This is a genomic window from Flavobacterium gelidilacus DSM 15343 (genome assembly GCF_000422685.1).
GTDB classification, from domain to species: Bacteria; Bacteroidota; Bacteroidia; order Flavobacteriales; family Flavobacteriaceae; genus Flavobacterium; species Flavobacterium gelidilacus.
Window position 1 is genome coordinate 1 of sequence record NZ_AUGN01000021.1, and the last position, 23,196, is coordinate 23,196.

The following is a 23,196-nucleotide window of genomic DNA, read 5'->3' on the forward strand; positions in this document are numbered from 1 at the left end:
TTTGAAGTTATGGCTAGACAGAAAGGCATAATTAAATTAAAAGGTACTATCGGAGATATTACTTTTTACAAAACGCAAGATGGGCACTTGGCTCGTGAAAAAGGTGGAATTGATGCTAGTAGAATCAAAAGTGATCCTGCGTTTCAGAGAACTCGTGAGAATGGTTCTGAATTTGGTAGAGCTGGAAAAGCTGGTAAGCTTTTAAGAACGGCCCTTAGACCGTTACTTTTAAATTCTGCCGATGGTAGAATGGTGAGTAGACTTACTCAAAGAATGGTTAAAGTAATCCAAGCGGATTTGGTGAGTGAGAGAGGTTTAAGAAACGTTATTGATGGAGAGGCTGAATTGTTATTTGGTTTTGAATTCAATATTCGTGGGAAGTTAGGAACTTCTTTGTTTGCTCCTTATGTGGCAAGTATTGACCGTGCGGCTGGAGAGGTTAAAGTGGATATTGCATCATTTGTTCCAGGGAACATGATTGCAGCTCCTAGTGGAACTACTCACTTTAAGATTATATCTGGAGGTGCTGAGGTAGATTTTGAAGCTGAAACTTTTGTGGTTGCGACTTCTGAAACTCCTATCATGCCATGGGACTCTACTCCTACTGCAGTGATTAGTCAGACTAATGTGGTAACGGCTAACTCAACTAAGCCTTTGTTTTTGGCTTTAGGTGTTGAATTTTACCAAGAGATTAATGGACAAATGTATTCATTGAAAAATGGTGCTTTTAATCCATTATCGATGGCTGCAGTTGACAGTGGTTTATAAAAATAGTATTCAGTATTCATTGTTCAGTATTTAGTGATCAGAATGATATTATTTTTAACTAGAACTTATTTCCCTGAAGGAACCAACGGAACGATACAATGTGAGGGCAAAGTCATTTGTAATACAATTGAGCTGCCTTGGAAGAGAAATGAGAAGCGCGTTTCGTGTATTCCGGAAGGGAACTATTTTATTAGAAAGCGGTATAGTCAGAAATTTAAATGGCATTTGGAGGTGGTTGATGTTGAAAATAGAAGTTTGATTTTGTTTCATCCCGCTAATAATGCTTTGAAAGAATTGAATGGTTGTATTGCTCCTGTTACGAAACTTTCTGGACCAGGTTTAGGACTAATGTCGAGAAAAGCATTTGAGAAGCTTAAAACGTTTGTTTATGCTGCTTTAGACCGAAAAGAAAGTGTAGAATTATTAATTACATCTTAAATTATTTAAAATGAAAAAGATATTAAATAGAGCTTCAGCTCCTACTCCAAAGTTTTTTAAAGTACTTCGAAATGTTGGTTTAGCTCTGGCTGCTGTTGGTGGAACGATTTTAGCTGCACCAATTGCCTTACCGGTATTAGTTACTACTATTGGAGGTTATTTAGCAGTTGCTGGAGGAGTTTTGACAGCAACTAGCCAGCTTACTACAACTGATGACAGCAAATAATAGTAGTACTCTAATGGGAACTGCTGGAGGCACATTTTTAAGTATAGTTCCGAATATAAATTCTGAAGATATTGCAAAAACTATTATATTAGCATCCGTTGGAGCAATTGTCAGCTTTACTATTTCATTATTACTTAAAAGCCTACAAAAGAAGCACAAAAAATAAGTTTATCCCTAGTTGTGGTGACCTTTGGGTTAAACTATATTAAAGCCTAGTCTTATGACCAGGCTTTTTTTTATCTATTGCAATAGCGATATAAAATAACTCTCCTCAAATCATTGATAAGATTTAGATTTTCATTGAATCGTTTTTCAGATTGTTCTAAAAGCTTTAAAGTTTGCACGTTTTTAACGTGTTCCTCATGGTCTTTTATCTCTTGGTTAACTTTGTTTGAAAATTCTTTTCTGACATCGTGTAAGCGTAAAAATGGAATTACTGAACCACAAAGAAATTGATGCCAGAATTTAGTTCTCCAAAGTGCATAAGCAGTTAAATTGATGTTGTCAAAATCTTCTTTGTGTTCGAAAATGATGACAAAACTGTTTGTGAATGGCTCATTTGAAGGCTTTCCACTGTTTAATCCTTTGTTTAAAACAAATAAGTGTGGATTCTTGTAAACCGTTCCTTTTCTGTAGGTTTTAATGACAAATTTTAGCATAACATCGGCTTTTAAAATTGGTTAGATTTTCAATTTTATGCAGTGTTTCTTAAGAAATGCAGGTGTGTCTTGCTGTGCTCCACACATAAATTTTTCAAAAGAAAAAAAGAAAAAAAAGAAAGCCGTATTTGAAGTGGAAGGTTTCAAAAAAGCAAGTTTTTCGGATAAAATACTACCCTTATGAGTAATTAGTAAATAGTGATTAGAGAATAGTCGAAATGGAAATTTGTGGGTGGAGATTTTATCCGGAACCTGAAAGGCTTGAACTTGCTTTTTTGAATACCTGGAACTTATCTTTGCTTCCTTTTTTTTATTTTATTTTTTTGTAAATTCCGATTATTTAAAATCAACATTTAAACTAAATATGAGCATAAGTAAAGAAAAACCGAAGTTTATTCATCAAGCTACCACTTTAGAATATTTATACTGCCTAAGTGATATGCCTAAATGGTCACAGATTTTGTATGATCAGCATAATGGAAAGGCTTATAATGATTTTTTAAAGTGGATACTGCCGCAGAACTTTTTTAGATCAGAAGAGAGAACTACTCTTAAAAGAATCGCAGAGCTAAGCGGATATCCTACTACTAAAATCAGCAAATGGTTAAGGGAAATTTATGAAAGTATATTTGAGCTCAATGAAGTGCAACCTCATCTATTTAGTTTCTCTGACAATGTTAAAGTTGAATTAGGTTTTAACTACTTTGATAGTTATTGCTATATAAAAACCTCATTACCGGTAGTACCAAGAATATATGAATCATTTGATTTTTTCTTTGTTAAAGCTAAACTAGGGATGACATCCTTTTGGGTAAAAGATATACGTCATTTTATCAGCGAAGACGAAACATCTGTACATATTACATTAAAAGGTGGAAATGTGAATCTTTATCGTGAATTTGCATTGTCAAAAGCTCTTTTTGAAGGAAATATTAACTTTATGGATGTTTATAGAAAATATGATTTCGAGATTGACCAAGAATTGCTTAAAAGAAGATAAATTTAAAATAATTTAATAATACCTAGTGCGATGAGGCAGAAGCGCAGGCAAGTGTGTGATTTTTTATTTGCTTATAGAATTGTCCTGATTGCTTTTGTGGTGGATAGATGCCTTTTTGTGAGTGATTAGTAATTAGTGAACAGTTTTATAGTTGTGTTGGAAAGGATTAAGGCATCTATCCACCGTGAAAGCAATGGAGTTTGTGGTTTCATGCAAATGAAAAATCATACTCTTGCTGTCCCTTTTGATTTTGTGGGTGCCAGAGAGTAATTATGAATGGAGGATTTTGAATTATGAATTGTGTTGTTATGGAATTGTAGGACGCACAAAAACAATGAAACTATCAACCGATTTAAACACAAAGTATATAAAACAGTGACCGAATAGCTTCAAAGAACCATTAAGTTTGAGGATTTCCAACTGGAAAAGGTACGTGTTTATGGCAGTGGCGAAGGACGGTGTTTTTTGTAGCTGGGTGATGCAATGGGAGCTGCAAAAAATGTTGTCCTGGAGCCACTGGCTCGCGCGTTGGACGAGGGGATGTTTAACATAATGTCATCTTATAGTGCGTGACAAACCCGATTTCAATAAACAAAGCTGTTATGCACTATAAGACTGCATTATGTTAAACAGCTTGGGAGAAAAAAGTACTGGCATGAGTTGCGAAGCGAACGAGTTTTTGTTGTGGTAGGGTAAGCTCTTTGACTGGTGGCTTATTGGGTTTTTAAAATTTGATGAATCGTTATAGCCATCAGGCAAAGTGCTTGATGTGCGATGGGACAAAAACCATGACAGTACTTTTTTTAGGAGCGTTGGGAAGGAGTGGCAACTGGAGTTTATATTTCCGTACTTATTTTACTTCTCCATTTGTCTGGAAAAAAAGGTGTTTGAAAGTAAATATGAGCTAAATCACGAAGAAAAGAATATCCTGCTTTATCCGTTCTATATTCATATTCAAATTCGGTTTTCTTATTGTTTAGTCTTTCCTTGAATTCTAGAAAATTCAATTCATCATCAAATAGTTTTGTCAATCGAGTTTCAGATTGATATCCATCATGAAATGATTTTGAGAATAGTTGTTCTTCTAAATCATTGTCTTTATCTTTTATCAAATGTAATGAAGTTGAATTTTTGCTATGATGGGGCACAAATATTCCTAAATCTATTTTTTTTTCTTTTACAAATTCTGAAATAATCCTATATTCTTCTTCCATATCAAGAATTACTAAATATTCTAATAATAAAGCTAGAAGTGGTGAAGTTGTATCTGAATAATAAACCGGTTTTACAGAAGTTACTATTAACTTGATAACGTTTTGAATGCTATTGTTAGCATCAGGTAGATAATCAAATTTTTCTTTTGTAAACTGTATTTGATTAAGAACTAAAGTCAAGTAGTTTTTTGCATTTCGTATATCACCGAATTCTATAAATAAATTTAGTATACTAGTTATTGCGATTGAATGTATGTCAATTAATGGTCTGCTAGAAACATTGTTATTATTAATTAAGTGTACAAGTTGTTTATGATTATTACTATCATTTTTTTTATTATTGTAATGTCTTTCTACATTTAACAAGAAGCATAAATATTCAAAGTATTCAAAAGTTCTTTTAGTATATCCAATTTGCTCATATCTTCCACCATGCTCACAATAAATACCATCTTTATAATTTGCAATTGGAATTGTTCTCTCGTAATATTCTAATAATACTTTGTAATAAAAATTAAATATCTGGTCAAAATATACTGTGATTCTTTTATCGTTTTCTAATTTGTTTTTGAGTATCCAAAACCAAAACTTTAATACTAAATGTGTTAAATATCTTTTTGCTATTTCCAAATTATTATACCCTTTTGACTCTGTATATATTACGAATCCAATAAGCTTAAATGTTTCAAAAACAAGTTGCCATTTTCGAGGTAATTTTTTTGTTTGTATCCATTTTTCTTTAAAAATAATAGTATCCAATAGTTCATAGTAATCATTTGAAACACCATCTGCAGTATTTAAATTAACTAATACTCTATTAAATAGTTTAGTTGTATATGGATCTACCAATAAGTATTGACCAAACAATTTTTCTGAAAATAATATTGTCAATCGTGAAATGTCCCATCTATCAAAAGTAATTTTTTTAAGATTTTTTTGCGTTGCAACTATAAAAGATTCGTACGTTGCCTGAACACTTCCGCTTATAATTCCATTATGAACGATAATAATTTTTAAAGGTAATTTTTCAAATTCTGGAAATGCTGAAACGTATTTATTATAACTAGCTTGCGTTATTGAATCTTGAATCCCGTCTTTTCCATAAAAATTACTATCTGTTATGTTTTTATCGCTTCCTCCTTTTAATTCAAAATAAAAACGCTTTTTATAACCATCATCATCAACTCCAACTGCAACAATATCCTTGCCATATTCGGGTAATCCTAGGTATTCTGTAGGCTTTGATAATATTACAAAACCCATTGATTCTAAAAGAATTGGAAAAATTCTATTTAGTTCATTTTTCTCTGTAAGTGATTCTAAATAGCCTTTTACTGTAATATATTTTAGATCCATTATTTAGAAATTTTCTAGGTTTTGTTCAAAGTTATTTGGGTTCTTGTATGCACGGTTATCAATCATTACGCTTGATTCAAACAAACTAAGTGGCGTAACCACTTCTGAATCCTCTGATTTAAACGCTTGTCCTCTGACAACTACCAAAGTTTTAGTCATACTTAAAAAAGAATTACTATCATTATTTACATTTTTCATCATTTGTGCTTGATTTTCATGCTCTAGTCGATAGTATAATTCCATTAAATTTCTTTCGTTTTCTGTAGGATCTAAATCCTTTATACTCTTTTTACGAGTTTTAATGTTATTATACTCTTCAAGTGTTTTTTGCAATGGTTCTAAAAACATCTTGTCACTTTTACTTTTAGTAATATTATTTTTAATTAATTCTAAAAGAGATTCATGATACACTTCCAAAATTAGTTTTGATAATTTTCTATTTAAATGTTCTTTACTTTCTTCAATCTTTGAATTTCTGATTTTTAACAACATAGGTATCAATTCATCAATTGAATGAGGAAAAATGCAAATGCTATCTATTGCATTGAATTGTGCTTGCTTGTCTAGTTTGTTTAAATCAATATTAAATGTAATGGAACGATTCGATACTATAATTTTCAAAGCTAAAAGTGAATATTGCCTATAGCTAAATAAGTTTAGTAATTCATCTTCAAATTGTTCTCTACTAACATCATAAAAATGACTAATCGCATTTTCGAAAACATCAATTGAACCACGAAAACCAGCAATATTATAATTACTAGTTAATAGACGAAATAAATAAACAGGATTTTTAAAATCATAAAAAAAATCTCTTAATGCTTGAAAATTTTTAGTGTTATTCAAGTATATATTTAATAAATAATATTTTTCATATTCAAAATCCTTCAATCCATATTGTACATTTGTAAAAGTCGAATGTGATAAATCATGATTTGCAGATTTAAGAAGTTCAACTATTTCTTTAAATGATTTTTCTTTTAAAGTTGTATCAGTATTAACATTGTTTATAATATTACAAAGCAATTGACTTTTTAAATTTGCATAATCCACACTATTAACTTCAAGTTGTTGCAAATGAATAAATACTTGATTTATTTGACCGGCATCTGTATAATTAAAACCACATAGTGATTTAAGAGCTATAATTGGATTACTTTTAATTTTGCTAATAGCAATATCAAATGCTTCTGTATAATTGGTGTTAAAGAGATTTATTAATAAAGCAGGCAAAAAGTCTTGATAATCATTTAATTTTTTGTTGAGTATATAATCCACTAATTTTATCGCAATAAAGTGATTGGTTTTTGCTATATTACTTAGAATATTAAATATGTAATTTGATGGATATTTTTCGCTTTTATAATATTCAGAACAAGAGTTTAAAATAACTTCCTCATTAGGGTTATAAATTTCTAAATATTTAAAAAACACTTCAATAAAATCATTCTTTTTTTTTCTATCAGTTTTCTTATTATTCAATATCTCAGTATAATACTCTTCAATTAAATTGTATTCAAATTTATTGATAATAAATGTTTTGAAATGTTTTTTATAAGTAGCAAAATTTAGATTTGAATCAAAAAGCGGACATTTTTCTTTTATGTTTTGCTCAAAATCATTTACAAAATTTAATGCTAATTCTATTTCTGAAGGAAGTTCTTTTTTTAAGTCTATTTCTGCAATCTTTAAAACTTCATCATTTAATAATTTTGAATCAAAATTGACAATAAATGTTTTAGCCTCTTTTTCTATTGATATAATTAAGTTGTTTTCAATATAAAAATCGAAATCAGGTTTATCTGTAAAATTATGCTCATCTGTATTGTTCTGAAAACAATAGCATAAAAGTCTTTCTATTTTTTCTGCAATTTGATTCATAGCTAATTACATTAATTCTGGAATATGTTTAACAAAATCTATAAAAGATACACATCTATTGGGCGGTATTTGAGCAGCAATCCAATCTTTACCTCTTCCTTTTTGTATACCACCATCTTTTCTTAATGGTCTATTGAATTTAAGTGGATTATCTAGAAAATAATAAGTATAAGTTTCAGTTGGAATATCTTTTCCATTTTTTACGCCATTTATCCAAGTTATCACTTGCTCTTTATTATTTGCAAAGCCTTCTAAATCAGATTTGAAATTATCTATATCTAAAGGTCTCAAAGTTAAAATGCCAAGAATCTTTGACAAGTTACTTATTCCTTCAATTTTGCCTGTGTTCCTAGTGAAATATGGAGCAAAGTATAAAGGTGTGCCAAACGTTTGATTACGACCATAAACATTGAAGTTTTCGAAGCGATCTATCTCTTCAATATTTACATCTTGTATTAATATTTCTTTTAGTTGTTTCATTTTATAATTTCTTGTGCTAAAATTTAGAAATGATTTTACAATATCTTTATTAATAAAATTTTTAGTATTGAATAATTCAATAATTTCTAACCAACTTGTGTTTATAATTGAAACATCATTTGTAATTTGCTTGTTTGTATCTCTTTCTTGAGTAATAAAACAAATTACCTTTTGTTTAGCTTTTATATCAAAAGCGGTTAGATATTGTGTCCGTTGATTAAAAAGCTTATTGCTATTCACTTTGCATTCAATAATGATGTGATAATCATTATCTTTTTTAATTTCTATATCAGTTCTACCCTCATTTCTTTTTTTCTCGGTACTAATATCTGCATTTATAAAATTTATATCGTTTTTTTTTTGTTTAATTCCAATGAATTTTAAAAATTCAAAATAGCAATCTGCATCCTACCCTATTAAGTATGCAAATGCTTTAGATAATGCAGTTTCATCTTGTCCAAGTAAATCAAATTGATTGAGTGTTGTTTTTTGAGTATTAGCACTTTTAATTATCATAATTTACATTTTCTCTAATTTTAACTTCCAACGTTGCCAATCTGGAGCCATTTTTTCTAATAGACTATAGAATTTCTTTGAATGATTTCTTTCTATAAGATGGCATAGCTCATGTATCATCACATATTCAATACAAACTGTTGCGGCTTTAATTAATTCAGGATTGATGAGAATGTTACCCGATGAGGTATAACTTCCCCAGCGTTTTTTCATTCTTTTTATTTGTATTTCCGGTTTGACTATATTGTATTGATTGAATTTTTGAAATGCTTCATTGTAAACTTTTTCAAATACTTTTGTAGCTCTTTTATAGTACCATTCCGTTAATAAATGTTTTACGTTTTCTTCTGTATTATTTTGAGTATGAACTACTAAATAGCCACCTTTAATTGTAACTTTATTATCAGCTGAATCACTAATTTTTAAAATGTACTTCCTACCTAAGTAGCTGTGGGTTTCTCCAACTACATATTCTCGTTTTGGTGTTTCTGGAAGAAATTGCTCAAAGAATTTTTGTTGTGTAATAATCCATTTAGAACGCTTCGAAACTACTTTTTTAATGTTTTCTAAATCACAATCTAATGGTGCTTTTATTTGTACGGATGTATCTGGATGTACCTCAACTGCAATACTTTTCCTTTTCCTATTGGTAATAGAAAATCGTATTTGTTTGGTACCGTATTGAATAGTATGCATTTTAAAAATTGTTTTTAGCTACTTTTAAACATTTTTCTAGAATTACATCTAAGTCATCAAAGGTTATGTCAACTCCTAAAGATTTGCGATGTGCCATCAAATAATCTTCGACTTCGTTTTCCATATTCTTAATCACGTCAATGTTTTTTTTCCAATCTCTAATGGTTAAATCTTCTATTATTTTAGAGATATCAATTCCAATATTTGCCAAAAGGTCTTTTTGTTGGATAGCGACTTCTTTACCAAAACTGTTTTCAAAGACTTCTGTTAATACACCAAAGAATGCTCGAGCTTCTGGTTTGTTAATTAAGTTTTGAGGAATGTCTTCTAGATATCCTTTTTCGAATTGTTCTCTGATATCTAATACTGATTTCAAATATTCGGTTTCTGAAATTCGGTTTTCTTGAAATAAACGAATAGCGTCTTCAATAAGTTCAGAGAATTTTTTGTAGAAAGCTTCGTCTTTTTCCATGTTTTCGGTAATTACTTTTTTCATTTTATGAGCAATGAAATCTGCTTTAGAAGCTGGAGTTTTGCCGTATTCCTCAATAGCTTCGTTTACCATTTGTTTATCGAAAATATTCAGCTCTTTTGTAATCACTAAAACATCATCAGCTTGTACATAAGTGTCTAATAATTTCTTTACTCTTGGTTCATATTCTTTGTAAGATACCACCTCAGCATATCTATTTTGAAGTGAAACTTTTAGTTTTACAAATAGCTTTAATTCTTGTTTATAAAATTCTATTTTCTCTTCGGTAAATTCTATATAAAATTCATTAGAAGCTAATGCCGTTTGTAGTGTTCTTGCAAAACGACTTAATGCTTCATAGAACTCATCTCGCAAGTCTTTTGGAGCTAGGTGTCTTTCTAATGCTTCAATATCTTTTTTGTTGTATACGCCTTTGAAACAATCCCAAACATCGGCATGGTGAATGGGTACTTTTCTAATTTCGTCGGAAACATCTACTATGGTATTGGTTAGATCTTCTTCGTCAAAATCTTCAAAAGCAGCATAAGAAGTTAGTGCTTCATCTAGTTTGCCTAAAATACCCACATAATCAATAATATGACCGTGTTCTTTACCACTGAATAATCTATTGACTCTTGCAATTGCTTGCAATAGGTTGTGTGAATGCAATGGTTTTGCTAAGTATAAAATAGTATTTCTAGGAGCATCAAATCCAGTTAATAACTTACTTACTACAATGATTAATTCTACTTCAGTTCCTTGATCTTTGAACTTGTTTATGGTATATCTTTCGTACTCTTCTTGTCCGTTAAATTTTTCCATTAATGAATTCCAATATACTTTGGCTTCATTACTGGTTTCTTTCCAAACATCTTCATAATCTTGACGACTGTCTGGTGGTGTGAAAACTACAGCTGTATTAATTTTTAATTCGGGATCCGTTTGCTCTTCAAAGTATTTCTGGTATCGAATAGCCGTTTCAATTCTTGGTACCGCTAATTGTGCTTTAAAAATACCTCCTTGCCAGTTTTTCGTGTAATGTTTTGAAATATCATAGGCTATTTCATTTATGACTTGTTCGCTTTCATAAATACGGCTGATGCTGGCAAATTTCTTTTTTAAATCCTTTTGAGCATCGTCATTTAAATTGTTTGCTAAACGTTGAAAACCTTTGTCTAATTGTTCTTTATTAACACTTAACTTAGCAGAACGACCTTCATACAACAATGGTAAAACTGCACCATCTTTCACCGCTTGGTCAATTGTGTATTTGTGAATAAAACCACCAAATTTTCTAGCTGTACTTTTTTCGTTCTTCATTAATGGTGTACCGGTAAAACCAATGTAACAGGCATTTGGTAACACACGTTTCATGTTGATGTGCGCTGTACCGTATTGGCTACGGTGGCTTTCATCTACCAGAACAAAAATGTTTTCGGAATTATCAACAAATGTAGTGTTCTTAGTAGCAGTTTGAAATTTATCTATAATGGTAGTTATTATCTCGTTTCCTTTGTCTTGTAAAAGTTCAATTAGGTCACTACCACTTTTTGCTTTTTCTACTGCTTTACCACAATTCCTAAAGGTTTTATAAATTTGGTTGTCCAGGTCAATTCTATCCGTAACTACAATAATACGAGGAGAAGGAATGGTTTTATCTAATGCTAATGCTTTTGAGATCATTACCATTGTTAATGATTTGCCACTTCCTGTGGTGTGCCAAATTACACCGCCTTTTCTGGTGTTGGTTTTATCAATTTCTTTTACTCTTTCAATTGTATTTAATACCGCAAAATATTGTTGGTATCGTGGTACTTTTATATCCGGACCATCATAGACAATGTATTTATAAACAAACTCTAACACTCTATCAATACTACAAAGGCTTACTAATGCTTTATCTTGTGCTGTTACTTGACGGTCTTCTTTTGCTGTTTTGAAGTTAGCACTGTTTATTATTTTTTGTGTAGCTGTTTCGTTGTCTTCTTTCCAAATTGCCCAAAACTTCTCTGCAGTTCCCACCGCACCGTATTTTACTTCGTTGGGTTGTACTGCTAATAGTATCTTAGCATAATGGAATAATTTAGGTATTCCTTTTTCTCTTTTTTGATTTCGTATGTGTTGCGAGATTGCTTCAGTAAGTGAAGCGTTTTTATCTCTGCGTTTGTTTTCAATAACTACAAATGGTATCCCATTGATGAATAATACAATATCTGGACGTTTTTTTTCTTTAACGCCTTCTACTACAAATTCATCGGTAATGTGGTACACATTATTGTCTGGGTTTTCCCAATCAATGTATTTTAAGGTGTAGGCTTTGCGGTCGCCTTGTATGGTTTCGTTAAAGCTTTTGCCCAGCGTTAGTAAATCATGAATGTTTTCATTTGTTTTTACTAAACTTTCTTCGGGAACGTTCTTTAATGCATTGATTGCCGACTGAATGTTGGAATTAGAAAAAGGATATTCTTTATTTTTGTACTCAAAGCTATTGATTGCACTTAAACGCTCTGCTAGAATGTCTTCTAAAATCACATTGGAAAGCAATCCGTTTCGTTGTGAAATGGTTTCTTCAGGAGCAATATATTGCCAGCCTAATTTGCGAAGCAAATTAATGGCTGGTTTTTGAGAGTCGTTGTATTCGTTATAATTTATCATAGCTTATTAACTAAAAATAGTTCCTAATTTATTGAAGAGCACTCTGTCTCCGTTTCCTAATTCTACAAACATTTCATTTGGTGCAGTAAACATCCATATTGAAAGATTTTCATATTCTGGTTTATCTTCTGTTTTATGAATTTCATTTATTTGAATTTTTGGGAGTTCATTCTCTGTATTTATAATTTCTATTTCTCCGTGCCATTCATATATTATATTATTATCTGGAATACGTTTATAAATAGTGAACATAGCTTTAGTAACCTCTTCGCCGAAGTTTTTACTTCTGATGTTAAAATCTATAATTATATCACCGTTTGCATGTCGCCAAGTTCCAAGTATTTGTTGTAATTGTATATTCATAATTTATCTTTTTACTGTCTAACAACAACATCCACCATGTCTCTAGCAATACAAGTATTATTTTTAATAGAATAACATTCTACAAAATGATGACCTATGTAAGCTGTTTTTTCTGGATTGCAACGAGTACTATGATCTGTTATTTCTCCTCTTTTTTCTGAATTTTGGTTGTCATTTTTAACTTTCCATTTCAATAATTCACAAGATGTAGTATTACTAATTACTTTAAAATCAATTTCATTTTTTGTATCAACAATACCTCGAACATTTTTTAAATTAGCTTTGTACTCCCTGAATCCTGAAAGCTTTTTAACAAAACCATCAATTTTAAAATCTAAAGTAAAATCAATAAGTACAGGTATTTTTTGGTCAAATAGAAACCTTTCAGATTCCGAAACTCTTTTGTAAAAACCACTTTCGATAATTACTTCAATATCATTTATGTTATCAATATTTTCAAAAGAAATTAGAATAGCATCAACTGCTTGATTGATCAATTCCCTTTCTACTTTAGTTAAATCTTCTAAATAGCTGTCAATAAATTTATTTTTATCACCTCTATCCTTAATAATTGGTTTTTCAATTTTCTCTTTTAGCTCAACTAAAAACTTAAAAATACTATCGAATAAATCTAACTCCATATTCAATTTGTAATTTTCCGTAATTAATTGTTCCATATGGAAAGATTTGAGTTTGAAGTTTTCATTTTTCAATTTACATTCATGCTTCCATCTTTTGACAAATTTTACGCTTCTTCTGAAATCTTTATTTTCTTTATTAATGGCTGATGCTATTTCTATATAACCTAATGGATCTGTTTTTATCCATAAAAGATTTTCTTTATTTTGAATCTTTCTTTCATAATATTGCTTTCTTCTTTTTCCTCTGTGTATTTTGATGATTTCAGGAACTCGAAAGGTATTTCTATCAAATTCATTTTTTCCATCCGCTAGAGCTGGTACTAAATCAACTGCAAATACTTCTTCTCCTTTATTATTGAGATATCTAAAAGAGATTGAATGGGTTTGAACAATAATATCGAGGTTAAAACCTGTTGGATTTTTATATTCTTTCGAAAATTTATTTGCAATCGTTTGTAAATTAAAAACAGGATTTATTGTATTTGAATTCCAATCTCCCATAATATATAATATATCTAAATCATGTAATGGTTTTATTGCTGTATATCTAGGATATGAGCCTATCTGCACACAATTATTGGTACCAAGTAAGTCATTAAATGATTGGTATATGTTAGATACAAACTGAATGTCTTCAGCAGTAGGTGTTAAGTTCTCTTTAATATAACCTCTTAAGAGTGCGTTAATTTTATTTCTGTTCATAGGAAGTTGTTATTAATGATGTAACAATATCGTTTAGTAATCTACCTCTAAAAGTCACTACGATTGAGTTTCTATGATTATTAATATTATCCATAATATTTTGAGGTACTCTGACTCCATTTGATACATAAACAATTAATGAATCACTATCTTTCTTAAAATTAAGGATATCGTTAATTTTGTCATCAAACTCATTATAGTTAACCAGCATCATAGTATGTCTTTCTCCTTTACTTAAAGAAGAACCAGTTACTTTTTCAATATTTTTTTTATTAAAAAGTCCAGAATCAACTAATAAATCTTTAAAATCATCAAACTCTTTTTCTGCATATATTGCAATTTTTTTATTCGATAGTCCTTTACCTAATCTAATCCATACGGGAAGAACCCCTTTAATGATTGTGTAAACAACAAATACAAAACCGCCCAATGCAATAACTGTACTGATACCACCCACAATAATAAAAAAGGGATGATTAAAAAACTCTATTAATTTTTCCATAATTATTTCTTTAATTTTTAACTCTCATTTTACCTGTTAACAATTGCTGCATTAAACCTTGTTTTTGTTTTTGTAATGCGATTAATTCAATTTGTAATACATTTATTTCTTGGTCAATACCCGTTAAAAAGGAAGCTATTTTTTGTTGTTCTTCTATCTTCGGAATTTCAAGCTTCAGCTTTATAACATTTGACTTAGATAAATTATATCTTGTTGCACCTTGCGCAGCCTTAATCATTTCATTTCTAAATTTATCACCTCTAAAATAATGAGCTGCAAATTCAGGTAGTAATGTTTTAAAGTCGTTTAATCGGAAACCAAAACAAAAACTATTCAGATATAACTCTTTTATGTTATTATCTAATAAAACTGAAGACATACCAACTTCATTGGGAGTTTCAGATGAAACAGTATAAAAAATATCGCCATAGAAAACTTTATTCTGATTTTCATTAGGCTTAACATTGACATAATCCACATATGAAATATCAATTGATGGATTAGCAAAAATGTTTTTATATGGGATGTATGGTGCACCAAAACCAAAATCCTCTTTTGATTTACCTGAAAGTCCAGAATAAGTATTTCCTAAATCACCTAAACAATAACTTAACCATTCATCAGTAAACCCTTTAAACCTAACTTCACCAGTCAACAGTTTTTTCATTACTGCTTTTTTGTTTTCTTTTTTGTTGCTAATTAGCTTTTGTTGTATAGCAATTGCCTTGTCCCAGGTAGCTAGAATTTTTGCGATTTTTTGTTGTTCTGTGAGTGGTGGTAAGGTGATTTTGAATTTTTCTAAATTCCCTTTAGATATTCCATATACTTTACTGCCAGTTGCGATAGTTTTTAATCGTTTTTTAACTTCTGGATTTTTAAATAAGTATGCTCTATATCCATGAGCTGTTTTGTTGTTTTTATCACGTAAGGCAAAGGTGTGCAATCCTGCTAAAACTTTTTTCTCACCAATGTTATATACTTCTAATGCTTCACCAACACCTTCGTAATCCTCGGAAGCATCCGCAATGATTAAATCGCCTTCCTTTAAAAAGTTTGTACTTGATTTTATATGGTCTTTTAATACAGGAATACGTGTTTCAGTATCAAAATCTAAAACTGCATTTTTATAAGTAGCATGAATGTCACCATAATGGATGTTATAGATACTGTTTTCATCAGCTTCATAGTTGAGGTCATTTCTAGAAAAAGAACTTGTACCAATAAACTCAAATACTTCGTTTATGGGTAGGGAAGACCAGCCTTGTGGTAGTGTATTGTTGTTTTTAGTCATGGTTATTTTTTTTTCTTTTTAGGAGCTGCTATTTTTTTTACTTCCTTGTCAAAGTCAGAAATATAATCTTGATCTTGTTTTACACGGTATTTTTCAAATTCATTTAATGCTTTTATTTTGGCTCTTTCTGCACTTATTTTTCCTTTGTCATCTAAAATTGGATACGAAGAGAGTTCTAAGAAATTATCTAAAAACCCTGCCCATTGTTCCATGGTTGTAGGTATTTGCCTTTGAGCTCTATTTTCTGCCAAGTCTAAATAGGCAGAAACGATTTGATTTAGTTCTTTAATAGGTTTTTCTTCTAGATAATTTTTAGCAGTTGTAACATCCGTTTTTAAAACTTTTCCTTCTGGGGCTTGTTTCCATGTCTTTAAGCCCATAAAAGGTTTTTTAGCGTCGGCATTTTTATGAATAATTTCGGCTGCCGTTTGTCCCGTTATTGCCCAATGCAATTTGTTTTGCACTTTGGCATAAAAACCCTTTGTTGTAGGTGCTTTTACATTATAATCTGAAGCAGTGGCATATATATCGGTTATTTTTTGGTATAATCTTCTTTCAGATGTACGGATTTCTCTAATTCTTTCCAGTAATTCTTCAAAATGGTCTTTTCCAAAAACGCCTCCTTGTTTTAAACGTTCATCATCAATTACAAATCCTTTAATAATAAACTCTTTCAAAACATTAGTTGCCCAAACTCTAAACTGTGTAGCTTTAAAAGAGTTTACTCTGTATCCTACAGCAATGACAACATCAAGATTATAAACTTGTGTAAGGTATGATTTACCATCTTGTGCAGTTATTCGAATTTTTCGAATAACTGCATATTTATTGAGTTCTTCTGTCTCAAAAATTTGTTGTAAATGATAGTTAATTGTATTTACTTCTATATCAAAAAGAGCTGCCATTTGCTTTTGGGTCACCCAAAATGTTTCGCCATCATACGACAAATCAATTCGAGTATTTCCTTGTGGTGTAGTGTAGAAAAGTAAGTTACCTTCTTGCTGAAAACTAACTAATTGGGTGTTTTTTTCTTCCTGATTAAAAAAAGAAAATCCTGCACTAACCATTGCTTTGGATTGGTCCGCATATTGCATAATAAAAAGGCATGCTACACGAGATAATTTTACACTTTCCATTTCTCTTTTGGCACCGGATCCTATGGGTACCATCTCGTTGAAGTCAACGATATGGTTTTCTAAAACTTCTCCACTGTTTTTACAAGCTTCTTTTGCTTTATTTATAACCGTATTAAAATTTCTAAAATCGGTGTATTCCAGTATTTTAGCAAGTTGTCTTGCTCCCCAATATTCATTGCCATTTTCATCTATAGACTTTATTTGTTCAAAAATGGTATTGTTTGTATTTGCTATTTCTTTTTTCATTTTTACTGTTCTTTGATAGTATTTTTAATATCCTCAAAAAGCTTTTTAGATAATTTATTGACTACTTGTTTAATTTCATCCTCTCTTAATGGTTCTGAGTACAATTTTTTAAGTAAATAGCCTCCATTATCATTATAACTATTAGTATCATTGATTATGTAGTAATATTGTTGAAACAAGACCCAAACGTTTGTATATTGACCGAATGTATTTGTGCCATCATGTTTAAAACCACTATATGATATGCTTAATCTTAGTTGGTCAATTTTTTTAGGTTTTGGTTCTTCCCCATAAATATCTTCCACTGTATTTGAATTTACTTCGTATAAATTTTCGAAGAATTCGTCAAAATAATTTATTCCTTTATTAAAAGAACGATTACCCTCAGCAGAGTTTTGAAATTTTTTCTCTACAAACATTTCATCGAATTTTTTAGTTTTTTCAATGAGGTTTTCAAATAATTTGCGGTATGAATTGTCGTAAAGTTCTTTAATAATTTCATTAGATTTTGGAAGTACTTTATCGTCTTTAGCTTTTAATTGACGCTTTAACAATTCCAATTCTTTTTCAAAATCATCTTCATCTTCTATATCTTTTCCTTCAATAACATCTAAAACCAATTGCTCAGAGCGTTCCACTAATCCAGTCATATATAGATAAAAAGCTTCTTTATCACCACCGTAACTTTGAATGTCACTAATAAAATTATAGTAAATAGAACGTTCCTCTTTTGTAATCCAGAAAGGAGTATAACCCAATGCTATTAAGATTAGATTAGTTAAAATACGAGCTGTTCTACCATTGCCGTCATAGAACGGGTGAATTTCTAAGTATTCCAAATGAAATTGTAAAGCTACATCTATAGGATGTGGTGCATTTTTACTTTTTAATATTATCGCATCAATTGCTGCATTTGTTTTATTTAATAAATCGTGCATTCTTTCAGGGACTAATTCCCAATCTACAAAAGTGTATTTCTCTCCTTTGTGATTGATGATTTCATTGTTTTCTTTTTTCCAGTCGCCAATTTTCTTTTTTCTTTCGGGATCTTCTTCGTGCATTATCCCAAAATGAATTTCTTTAATTCTTTTTTCGGATAGACGCAATTCGCCTTTGCCAATTTTTAGAATTTCTGAAATCACTTCATCATGTCCTTTCATCTCCAGCACATCTTTGATTGGTTTTTGATGCACATCTAAATTACCCACCATTACAGAACGAGTTTCTTCGATGGTAAGGGTGTTTCCTTCCATACTGTTGGAGTTGAAATTCCATTCTAAACGAAACTTGTTATTTATTTTGTTTAGCTGTTCTTTTGTTAATTTTCCATTTTGAACTATTTTTTCTTTAATAGAATCAATTTTATTTTTTAAGCTTCTGTATTTCATAGTTCCTATTTTTTAAAGTCCTAATTCTTCTAAATATTGTTCCATTTCTTTTCTTACTTCAGCTAGTTCCCCTTCCAAAGATTTAATTTCTTGTTTTACCTTAACCAAATCTACTGGAGTTTCTTCTTCGAAAGTATCTACATATCTAGGAATGTTGAGGTTGAAATCGTTTTCTTTTATTTCTTTCAAAGAGACTACATTGCTGTACTTGTCTATTGTCTCAAAATTTTTATAGGCACCGATGATTTTCTGAATGTCTTCTTCGCGCAGTTTGTTTTGTTTTTTACCGTCTTGATATTCTTTACTGGCATCAATGAATAAAACGTCTTTTGTTGTTTTAGCTTTATTAAAAATCATAATCGCTGCAGGAATACCCGTGCCGAAAAATAAGTTGCTTGGCAAACCGATAACAGCTTCTAATAAATTTTCCTCGATTAATTTTTGTCTGATTTTTAATTCAGCACTTCCTCTAAATAATACACCATGCGGTACAATTACTCCAATACGACCATCAGGTAATGTTGTATCAATCATGTGTAGAATAAAAGCATAGTCACCTTTGCTTTTTGGTGGTGTACCTCTAAGAAATCTTTGGAAACGGTCTGTTTCTGCATTTTCTGCACCCCATTTATCTAAACTAAAAGGTGGATTTGCCACTACAATATTGAATTTCATTAAATGGTCGCCTTCAATTAATTGTGGATTGTTTATAGTATCACACCATTCTATACGAGCACTATCCATGCCGTGTAAGAACATGTTTAACTTGCTTAAGGCCCAAGTATCACCATTACTTTCTTGTCCATATAAAGCAAAATCATTAGAGCGATTACCCACTTTATCTTTTACTTGTTCACCCACTTTTATCAATAAAGAACCCGATCCACATGTGGGATCACATATTCTATCTCCGGGTTTTGGGTTGACTAATCTTGCTAATAGTTCACTAACTTCATTTGGGCTATAAAATTCTCCACCTTTTTTACCAGCACCACTAGCGAATTCACCAATTAAGTACATGTATGCATTTCCTAGAATATCTTCTACTTTACCTAAAACAGAAGGACGGAAGTCTAATGTAGGACTTGCAAAATCAGTTAAGAGATTTTTCAATCTTCTGTTACGATCTTTGGTTTGACCTAGTTTATCAGAATTAAAAGATATGTTTCTAAAAACACCTTCTAGCTTAGCTAAGTTTTTATCTTCAATTTTAGCTAATGCTTTATCAATTTCTTCTCCGATGTTTGAATCATTCCTTTTTTCATAAAGATTATCAAATGAACAGTTTTCCGGAAGGACAAAACGTTCTCTTTGCAATTTTCTTTGAATAAGTTCTTCATCATCACCGTACTGTTTTTTTAATTCTTGGTAATGATCTTTCCACACATCACTCATATATTTTAAAAACATAAAAACAAGAATGTAGTTTTTGTATTCAGAAGAGTCAAAAGCACCTCTAAAAGTATCGCAAGCAGACCATAAGCTTTTATTGATTTGGTCTTGTGTAGGTTTCGTATTAGTCATTGTTAATTATATTTGTAAGTTGTGTTTGAATTAATTCTTTTCTGTTTTCTTTTATTTTGTTCAAAATGATTATTTCTTGGTTTAGTAATTTGGCTGTTTGTGCAATTGCATTTTGGATTTTTATAGGTGGTACTTTTAGTGGTAAATCTAGAATGTCTTGTTTCTTCAAATTTGGAACATAAGTACCCGCTTTTTTCTCTGAAAAATAGTTTTGAGCTTCCGTCTGGTTCATATACCACGCTAAATATTCTGAAAGTATTTTGTTTTCATTTACACGAATAATAAAAAAAGTAGCAGAAGCAATTATAGGAAAATCCAATTTGTCAATTGAAAAAGCATAGTTATTAACACCTTTGGAAACAAATAAGACATCCCCTTTATTCAGGAAAAATTTTTCTTTAAAAGAAAAATCCTTAACTTTATCAATATTTTGATAGTCAAAGTTTAGATAGTCATTTTCTATATCTTTCATTTGAATAATTCCAATATCTCCTTCGGGTTTATGGTCTATTTTTTCTCTGAATGAATATCCAGAAAAAAGCCCATCATTTAACAAAACATCACTTAGTAACATAATTTACATAATTTCTATACTGCAAATATACGTTAATTATTTACATAATCACTATACTGTATTAATAATTCGTTAAAAGTCTAATTTAATCGATAAAAAGTTAAAGTTATTAACAGTAACTCCCAATACATTCATATTCCCCTTTTCAAACTAAATTTATTCCTAATTAGAAGAAGCCTTTCTATTGATAAGTCTCTACTTAAAGTAATATTAACCACAACGTTTGAGTAAACCCATTATGCAATTGAAGTTTAATTAGGGTAAATCAAAAATTAATATAGGTTCAATGCACTTCTAAAATAGACATTTACTAACTAACTTATCCAAAATCTCGAGAAGTTCCTTTTGGTACTATTTATAAATATCTTGAATATCTAAAACGATTATTTTCTTTATGTATTTAGATTGGGTGTTTTTAATAATTAGTTCTTTATGTTTAGTTTCCATAACCAAAATTAAATTCGCCCATTCTAACATTTCTGTATCTACAGGATTAGTACCTTCTTTGTTGCATAATTTTATGTTTGTACCTGCTGATTTAAAGTTGAAGTCTTTAAATGTTAAGCTGCAATAATCTTCAGCCGTTTTCGACCTTTGTTTATTAGCTGAGCAAACAAATAAGATATTTTGATTCATTAAAAACTGTTTTTATTGAATAGTAACAAAATTACTACTTTATGATGATAGTATTTTACGGTTTCTCTCATTTTGACTTTTTTGGATAAAAAAAGCCTCTCGAATGAGAAGCTTTTTACTAACAAAAATAAAGTTAAGGGATTATTTGTTGTTTATTAATTTTTCTAAGTAGGCTACTTTTTCTTTTTCTGCTTGCACTAAGCGTTCGTATAATTCAACTACTTTGTCTAGTGGGTTGAAATGACAAGTATTACCATTGCCAAAGTTGCTGTTACTAACTGTATCATTAAAAGTATTGAAAAAGTTTATTACTGCTTCATCACTAAAGTTCTTAATTGCCTCTGCAGTAACACCCAATTCTTTAGCAATCAATTCTAATTTATCGTCTTCAACAGTCTCGCTGTTTTCGATGTTAGAAATGGTTTGTTGGCTTACTCCAATAGCCATTGCTAAAGCATCTTGTTTGATGCCTCTTAGTTCTCGGATGCGGCTTATGTTGCGGCCTAAGTGTTTAGGTTTTGTAGTTGTATTCATGAGTCAAATATAATAAATGTTTTGATATGTTGGTTATTGTTTTAGGGAAAAAGTGAGAGGGGGAATTGGTGATGGGGTGATGGGGAGACTTGGAGATGGGGAGATGAGGGATTTGGTAAATTAGTTTTTTGGAACACTGATTTTAAGAAATTAGAGAAATCTTTATAATTTGTTGTTGGTTGTCGGTTGTCTGTTTTTGAAACACATAGAATCATAGATTTTTGGTTTGTGGTGAAGTCGCTTTGCTTTAGATAGTAATTCATAGGGTTTCTACTTTTTTAAAACCTTTACCACTTGTTTGTTGTTATTACTGTCTTCTACATGAAGCATATAACAACCTGAAACTAATAGACTGCAGTCTATTGTATTTTGTGATGAAGATAAATTACCTTGTTTTATGGTTCTTCCTTGAAGATTATATAAAATGTAGTTAGAATTTTCTTTAATATCAATAGTTAAAATATCGTTTACTGGATTTGGATAAAAGTTTAAACCTTGCTCTTTTTCAAACTCATTTGATGATAAGGAACAACTGGTTGTTGCGTATTTTGCAATAAAGAAATCACTTTGTGAACCTTCGTTAATTAAGGTTGTACCATTTACTGTTAATAGATGTCCAAAACCACCACCAATAATATAATCACCTGATGAATCTACAGCTAAGGATGAACCCGAATCACCATAACCATTATCACCAGGAATTTTAACTAAACTTAAACAGTCTCCAGTAGTTGTATTAAAACGTCCAAACAAAACTTCTGTACCTTGATTGGTATTAGAAGCAAAAATACTTTGTGAACCCCAAGTATAAGCAGACCCAAAACACATACCGGTATATCCTATTTCTGAACCATTGACTGCTAAACCACAACTGTTATAGGTACCATTTAGATCTTGAGGATAGGTTGACCATAATAAAGTAGTTCCAGAAGGGTTTAACTTTATTATAAAGGGTTTGTCTCCAGTTTGAGGTACAGTGAACCCCATAAAAAGAACACTACTATTACCAAATACGCTGCCTGAAAAATAAATATTATTAAGAATGTCTGTTGTTAAATCATAGGATTCAAAAAGACTACCAGATGTTCCTGCAGCATCTTCTTGATGCCAAAGTTTTTGACCATTGACACCATAACTGGCAATAAAAAAAGAACCTGCAACAGTTGTAGTGCCCAATGTAGCAGTAGCACTACCAGAGTTAGATTTATTACTCGTTAAATAATATTGACCTGTTTGTGGGTTACGATAAAATCGAAGATTTTGAATAAAGGAATTACTAATTACAAAATCCATAAGAG

Annotated in this window: 21 protein-coding genes; 4 read left to right on the plus strand and 17 right to left on the minus strand. The window is 30.6% G+C overall.

The genetic code is table 11. The annotated features are described in order from the left end of the window. Positions 1-9 precede the first annotated feature (9 nt). The 3 genes from G507_RS0108865 to G507_RS0108875 are packed head-to-tail and all read left to right on the plus strand — an operon-like array spanning position 10 to position 1,432. Positions 10-768 carry a hypothetical protein gene (locus G507_RS0108865; protein ID WP_026717163.1) on the plus strand — a complete coding sequence of 253 codons (759 nt, stop codon included), beginning with the start codon at positions 10-12 and terminating at the stop codon, positions 766-768. 42 nt (positions 769-810) lie between these two features. Next, on the plus strand, positions 811-1,206 hold the full coding sequence (locus G507_RS0108870; RefSeq protein ID WP_026717164.1) for a DUF5675 family protein: 396 nt from the start codon (positions 811-813) through the stop codon (positions 1,204-1,206). A 10-nt stretch (positions 1,207-1,216) separates the two neighbouring features. Beyond that, positions 1,217-1,432 carry a hypothetical protein gene (locus G507_RS0108875; protein WP_026717165.1) on the plus strand — a complete coding sequence of 72 codons (216 nt, stop codon included), beginning with the start codon at positions 1,217-1,219 and terminating at the stop codon, positions 1,430-1,432. Positions 1,433-1,668: 236 nt separating this feature from the next. Here the strand turns inward: G507_RS0108875 and G507_RS0108885 are convergent, their stop codons facing one another. Continuing rightward, complete coding sequence (locus G507_RS0108885; RefSeq protein WP_026717167.1) at positions 1,669-2,091, minus strand: DUF6943 family protein; 423 nt, start codon at positions 2,089-2,091, stop codon at positions 1,669-1,671. Positions 2,092-2,455: 364 nt separating this feature from the next. On the opposite strand from G507_RS0108885, the gene G507_RS0108895 reads away from it, so the two are divergent. Further along, positions 2,456-3,091, plus strand: coding sequence for a hypothetical protein (locus G507_RS0108895; RefSeq protein ID WP_026717168.1), 636 nt, complete (start codon positions 2,456-2,458; stop codon positions 3,089-3,091). 836 nt (positions 3,092-3,927) lie between these two features. Here G507_RS0108895 and G507_RS0108905 read toward each other — a convergent pair. The 16 genes from G507_RS0108905 to G507_RS0108985 all read right to left on the minus strand — a co-directional run. Beyond that, positions 3,928-5,661: a hypothetical protein gene (locus G507_RS0108905; protein WP_026717169.1), complete on the minus strand. Its 1,734-nt coding sequence runs from the start codon at positions 5,659-5,661 to the stop codon at positions 3,928-3,930. Between the two features lie 3 nt (positions 5,662-5,664). Further along, positions 5,665-7,542 carry a hypothetical protein gene (locus tag G507_RS0108910; RefSeq protein ID WP_026717170.1) on the minus strand — a complete coding sequence of 626 codons (1,878 nt, stop codon included), beginning with the start codon at positions 7,540-7,542 and terminating at the stop codon, positions 5,665-5,667. A 6-nt stretch (positions 7,543-7,548) separates the two neighbouring features. Continuing rightward, positions 7,549-8,397 carry a PD-(D/E)XK nuclease family protein gene (locus tag G507_RS0108915; RefSeq protein ID WP_084518959.1) on the minus strand — a complete coding sequence of 283 codons (849 nt, stop codon included), beginning with the start codon at positions 8,395-8,397 and terminating at the stop codon, positions 7,549-7,551. A gap of 144 nt (positions 8,398-8,541) precedes the next feature. Next, a complete protein-coding gene (locus G507_RS0108925; protein ID WP_026717172.1) occupies positions 8,542-9,234 on the minus strand; it encodes a M48 family metallopeptidase in 693 nt (230 codons plus the stop codon). Between the two features lies 1 nt (position 9,235). After that, positions 9,236-12,361, minus strand: coding sequence for a type I restriction endonuclease subunit R (locus G507_RS0108930; protein ID WP_026717173.1), 3,126 nt, complete (start codon positions 12,359-12,361; stop codon positions 9,236-9,238). A gap of 6 nt (positions 12,362-12,367) precedes the next feature. Then, positions 12,368-12,724, minus strand: a complete 357-nt coding sequence (locus G507_RS0108935; RefSeq protein ID WP_026717174.1) for a hypothetical protein — start codon at positions 12,722-12,724, stop codon at positions 12,368-12,370. An 11-nt stretch (positions 12,725-12,735) separates the two neighbouring features. Further along, a complete protein-coding gene (locus tag G507_RS0108940) occupies positions 12,736-14,067 on the minus strand; it encodes a nucleotide-binding domain-containing protein (RefSeq protein ID WP_026717175.1) in 1,332 nt (443 codons plus the stop codon). After that, positions 14,054-14,569 carry a hypothetical protein gene (locus G507_RS0108945; RefSeq protein WP_026717176.1) on the minus strand — a complete coding sequence of 172 codons (516 nt, stop codon included), beginning with the start codon at positions 14,567-14,569 and terminating at the stop codon, positions 14,054-14,056. Before G507_RS0108945 ends, G507_RS0108940 begins: the two co-directional genes overlap by 14 nt. 10 nt (positions 14,570-14,579) lie before the next feature. Next, positions 14,580-15,860, minus strand: a complete 1,281-nt coding sequence (locus G507_RS0108950; protein ID WP_051191559.1) for a restriction endonuclease subunit S — start codon at positions 15,858-15,860, stop codon at positions 14,580-14,582. 2 nt (positions 15,861-15,862) lie between these two features. After that, the gene (locus G507_RS0108955; protein ID WP_051191562.1) at positions 15,863-17,242 is read right to left on the minus strand and encodes a RhuM family protein; all 1,380 of its coding nucleotides are present in this window, start codon (positions 17,240-17,242) and stop codon (positions 15,863-15,865) included. 2 nt (positions 17,243-17,244) lie between these two features. Continuing rightward, positions 17,245-18,630 carry a Fic family protein gene (locus G507_RS16685; RefSeq protein ID WP_026717179.1) on the minus strand — a complete coding sequence of 462 codons (1,386 nt, stop codon included), beginning with the start codon at positions 18,628-18,630 and terminating at the stop codon, positions 17,245-17,247. A gap of 12 nt (positions 18,631-18,642) precedes the next feature. Further along, positions 18,643-20,154 carry a type I restriction-modification system subunit M gene (locus G507_RS0108965; RefSeq protein WP_026717180.1) on the minus strand — a complete coding sequence of 504 codons (1,512 nt, stop codon included), beginning with the start codon at positions 20,152-20,154 and terminating at the stop codon, positions 18,643-18,645. Beyond that, positions 20,147-20,728 (minus strand): restriction endonuclease subunit S, encoded by a 582-nt coding sequence (locus G507_RS0108970; protein ID WP_026717181.1) that lies wholly within the window; start codon positions 20,726-20,728, stop codon positions 20,147-20,149. The genes G507_RS0108965 and G507_RS0108970 overlap by 8 nt, the downstream gene beginning before the upstream one ends. Positions 20,729-21,079: 351 nt before the next feature. Next, positions 21,080-21,364 (minus strand): low molecular weight phosphatase family protein, encoded by a 285-nt coding sequence (locus G507_RS16690; protein ID WP_051191564.1) that lies wholly within the window; start codon positions 21,362-21,364, stop codon positions 21,080-21,082. Between the two features lie 141 nt (positions 21,365-21,505). After that, positions 21,506-21,898 carry a helix-turn-helix domain-containing protein gene (locus G507_RS0108980; RefSeq protein ID WP_026717182.1) on the minus strand — a complete coding sequence of 131 codons (393 nt, stop codon included), beginning with the start codon at positions 21,896-21,898 and terminating at the stop codon, positions 21,506-21,508. 270 nt (positions 21,899-22,168) lie between these two features. Continuing rightward, positions 22,169-23,196: T9SS type A sorting domain-containing protein (locus G507_RS0108985; RefSeq protein ID WP_157496546.1), on the minus strand; the 1,028-nt coding region annotated here is incomplete at its 5' end.

What these genes read in the sequence shown, in the direction of transcription:
- G507_RS0108865 (WP_026717163.1), top strand. Translation starts at nt 10, where the DNA reads ATGGCTAGACAGAAAGGCATAATTAAATTAAAAGGTACTATCGGAGAT.
- G507_RS0108870 (WP_026717164.1), top strand. Translation starts at nt 811, where the DNA reads ATGATATTATTTTTAACTAGAACTTATTTCCCTGAAGGAACCAACGGA.
- G507_RS0108875 (WP_026717165.1), top strand. Translation starts at nt 1,217, where the DNA reads ATGAAAAAGATATTAAATAGAGCTTCAGCTCCTACTCCAAAGTTTTTT.
- G507_RS0108885 (WP_026717167.1), bottom strand. Translation starts at nt 2,091, where the DNA reads ATGCTAAAATTTGTCATTAAAACCTACAGAAAAGGAACGGTTTACAAG.
- G507_RS0108895 (WP_026717168.1), top strand. Translation starts at nt 2,456, where the DNA reads ATGAGCATAAGTAAAGAAAAACCGAAGTTTATTCATCAAGCTACCACT.
- G507_RS0108905 (WP_026717169.1), bottom strand. Translation starts at nt 5,661, where the DNA reads ATGGATCTAAAATATATTACAGTAAAAGGCTATTTAGAATCACTTACA.
- G507_RS0108910 (WP_026717170.1), bottom strand. Translation starts at nt 7,542, where the DNA reads ATGAATCAAATTGCAGAAAAAATAGAAAGACTTTTATGCTATTGTTTT.
- G507_RS0108925 (WP_026717172.1), bottom strand. Translation starts at nt 9,234, where the DNA reads ATGCATACTATTCAATACGGTACCAAACAAATACGATTTTCTATTACC.
- G507_RS0108930 (WP_026717173.1), bottom strand. Translation starts at nt 12,361, where the DNA reads ATGATAAATTATAACGAATACAACGACTCTCAAAAACCAGCCATTAAT.
- G507_RS0108935 (WP_026717174.1), bottom strand. Translation starts at nt 12,724, where the DNA reads ATGAATATACAATTACAACAAATACTTGGAACTTGGCGACATGCAAAC.
- G507_RS0108940 (WP_026717175.1), bottom strand. Translation starts at nt 14,067, where the DNA reads ATGAACAGAAATAAAATTAACGCACTCTTAAGAGGTTATATTAAAGAG.
- G507_RS0108945 (WP_026717176.1), bottom strand. Translation starts at nt 14,569, where the DNA reads ATGGAAAAATTAATAGAGTTTTTTAATCATCCCTTTTTTATTATTGTG.
- G507_RS0108950 (WP_051191559.1), bottom strand. Translation starts at nt 15,860, where the DNA reads ATGACTAAAAACAACAATACACTACCACAAGGCTGGTCTTCCCTACCC.
- G507_RS0108955 (WP_051191562.1), bottom strand. Translation starts at nt 17,242, where the DNA reads ATGAAAAAAGAAATAGCAAATACAAACAATACCATTTTTGAACAAATA.
- G507_RS16685 (WP_026717179.1), bottom strand. Translation starts at nt 18,630, where the DNA reads ATGAAATACAGAAGCTTAAAAAATAAAATTGATTCTATTAAAGAAAAA.
- G507_RS0108965 (WP_026717180.1), bottom strand. Translation starts at nt 20,154, where the DNA reads ATGACTAATACGAAACCTACACAAGACCAAATCAATAAAAGCTTATGG.
- G507_RS0108970 (WP_026717181.1), bottom strand. Translation starts at nt 20,728, where the DNA reads ATGTTACTAAGTGATGTTTTGTTAAATGATGGGCTTTTTTCTGGATAT.
- G507_RS16690 (WP_051191564.1), bottom strand. Translation starts at nt 21,364, where the DNA reads ATGAATCAAAATATCTTATTTGTTTGCTCAGCTAATAAACAAAGGTCG.
- G507_RS0108980 (WP_026717182.1), bottom strand. Translation starts at nt 21,898, where the DNA reads ATGAATACAACTACAAAACCTAAACACTTAGGCCGCAACATAAGCCGC.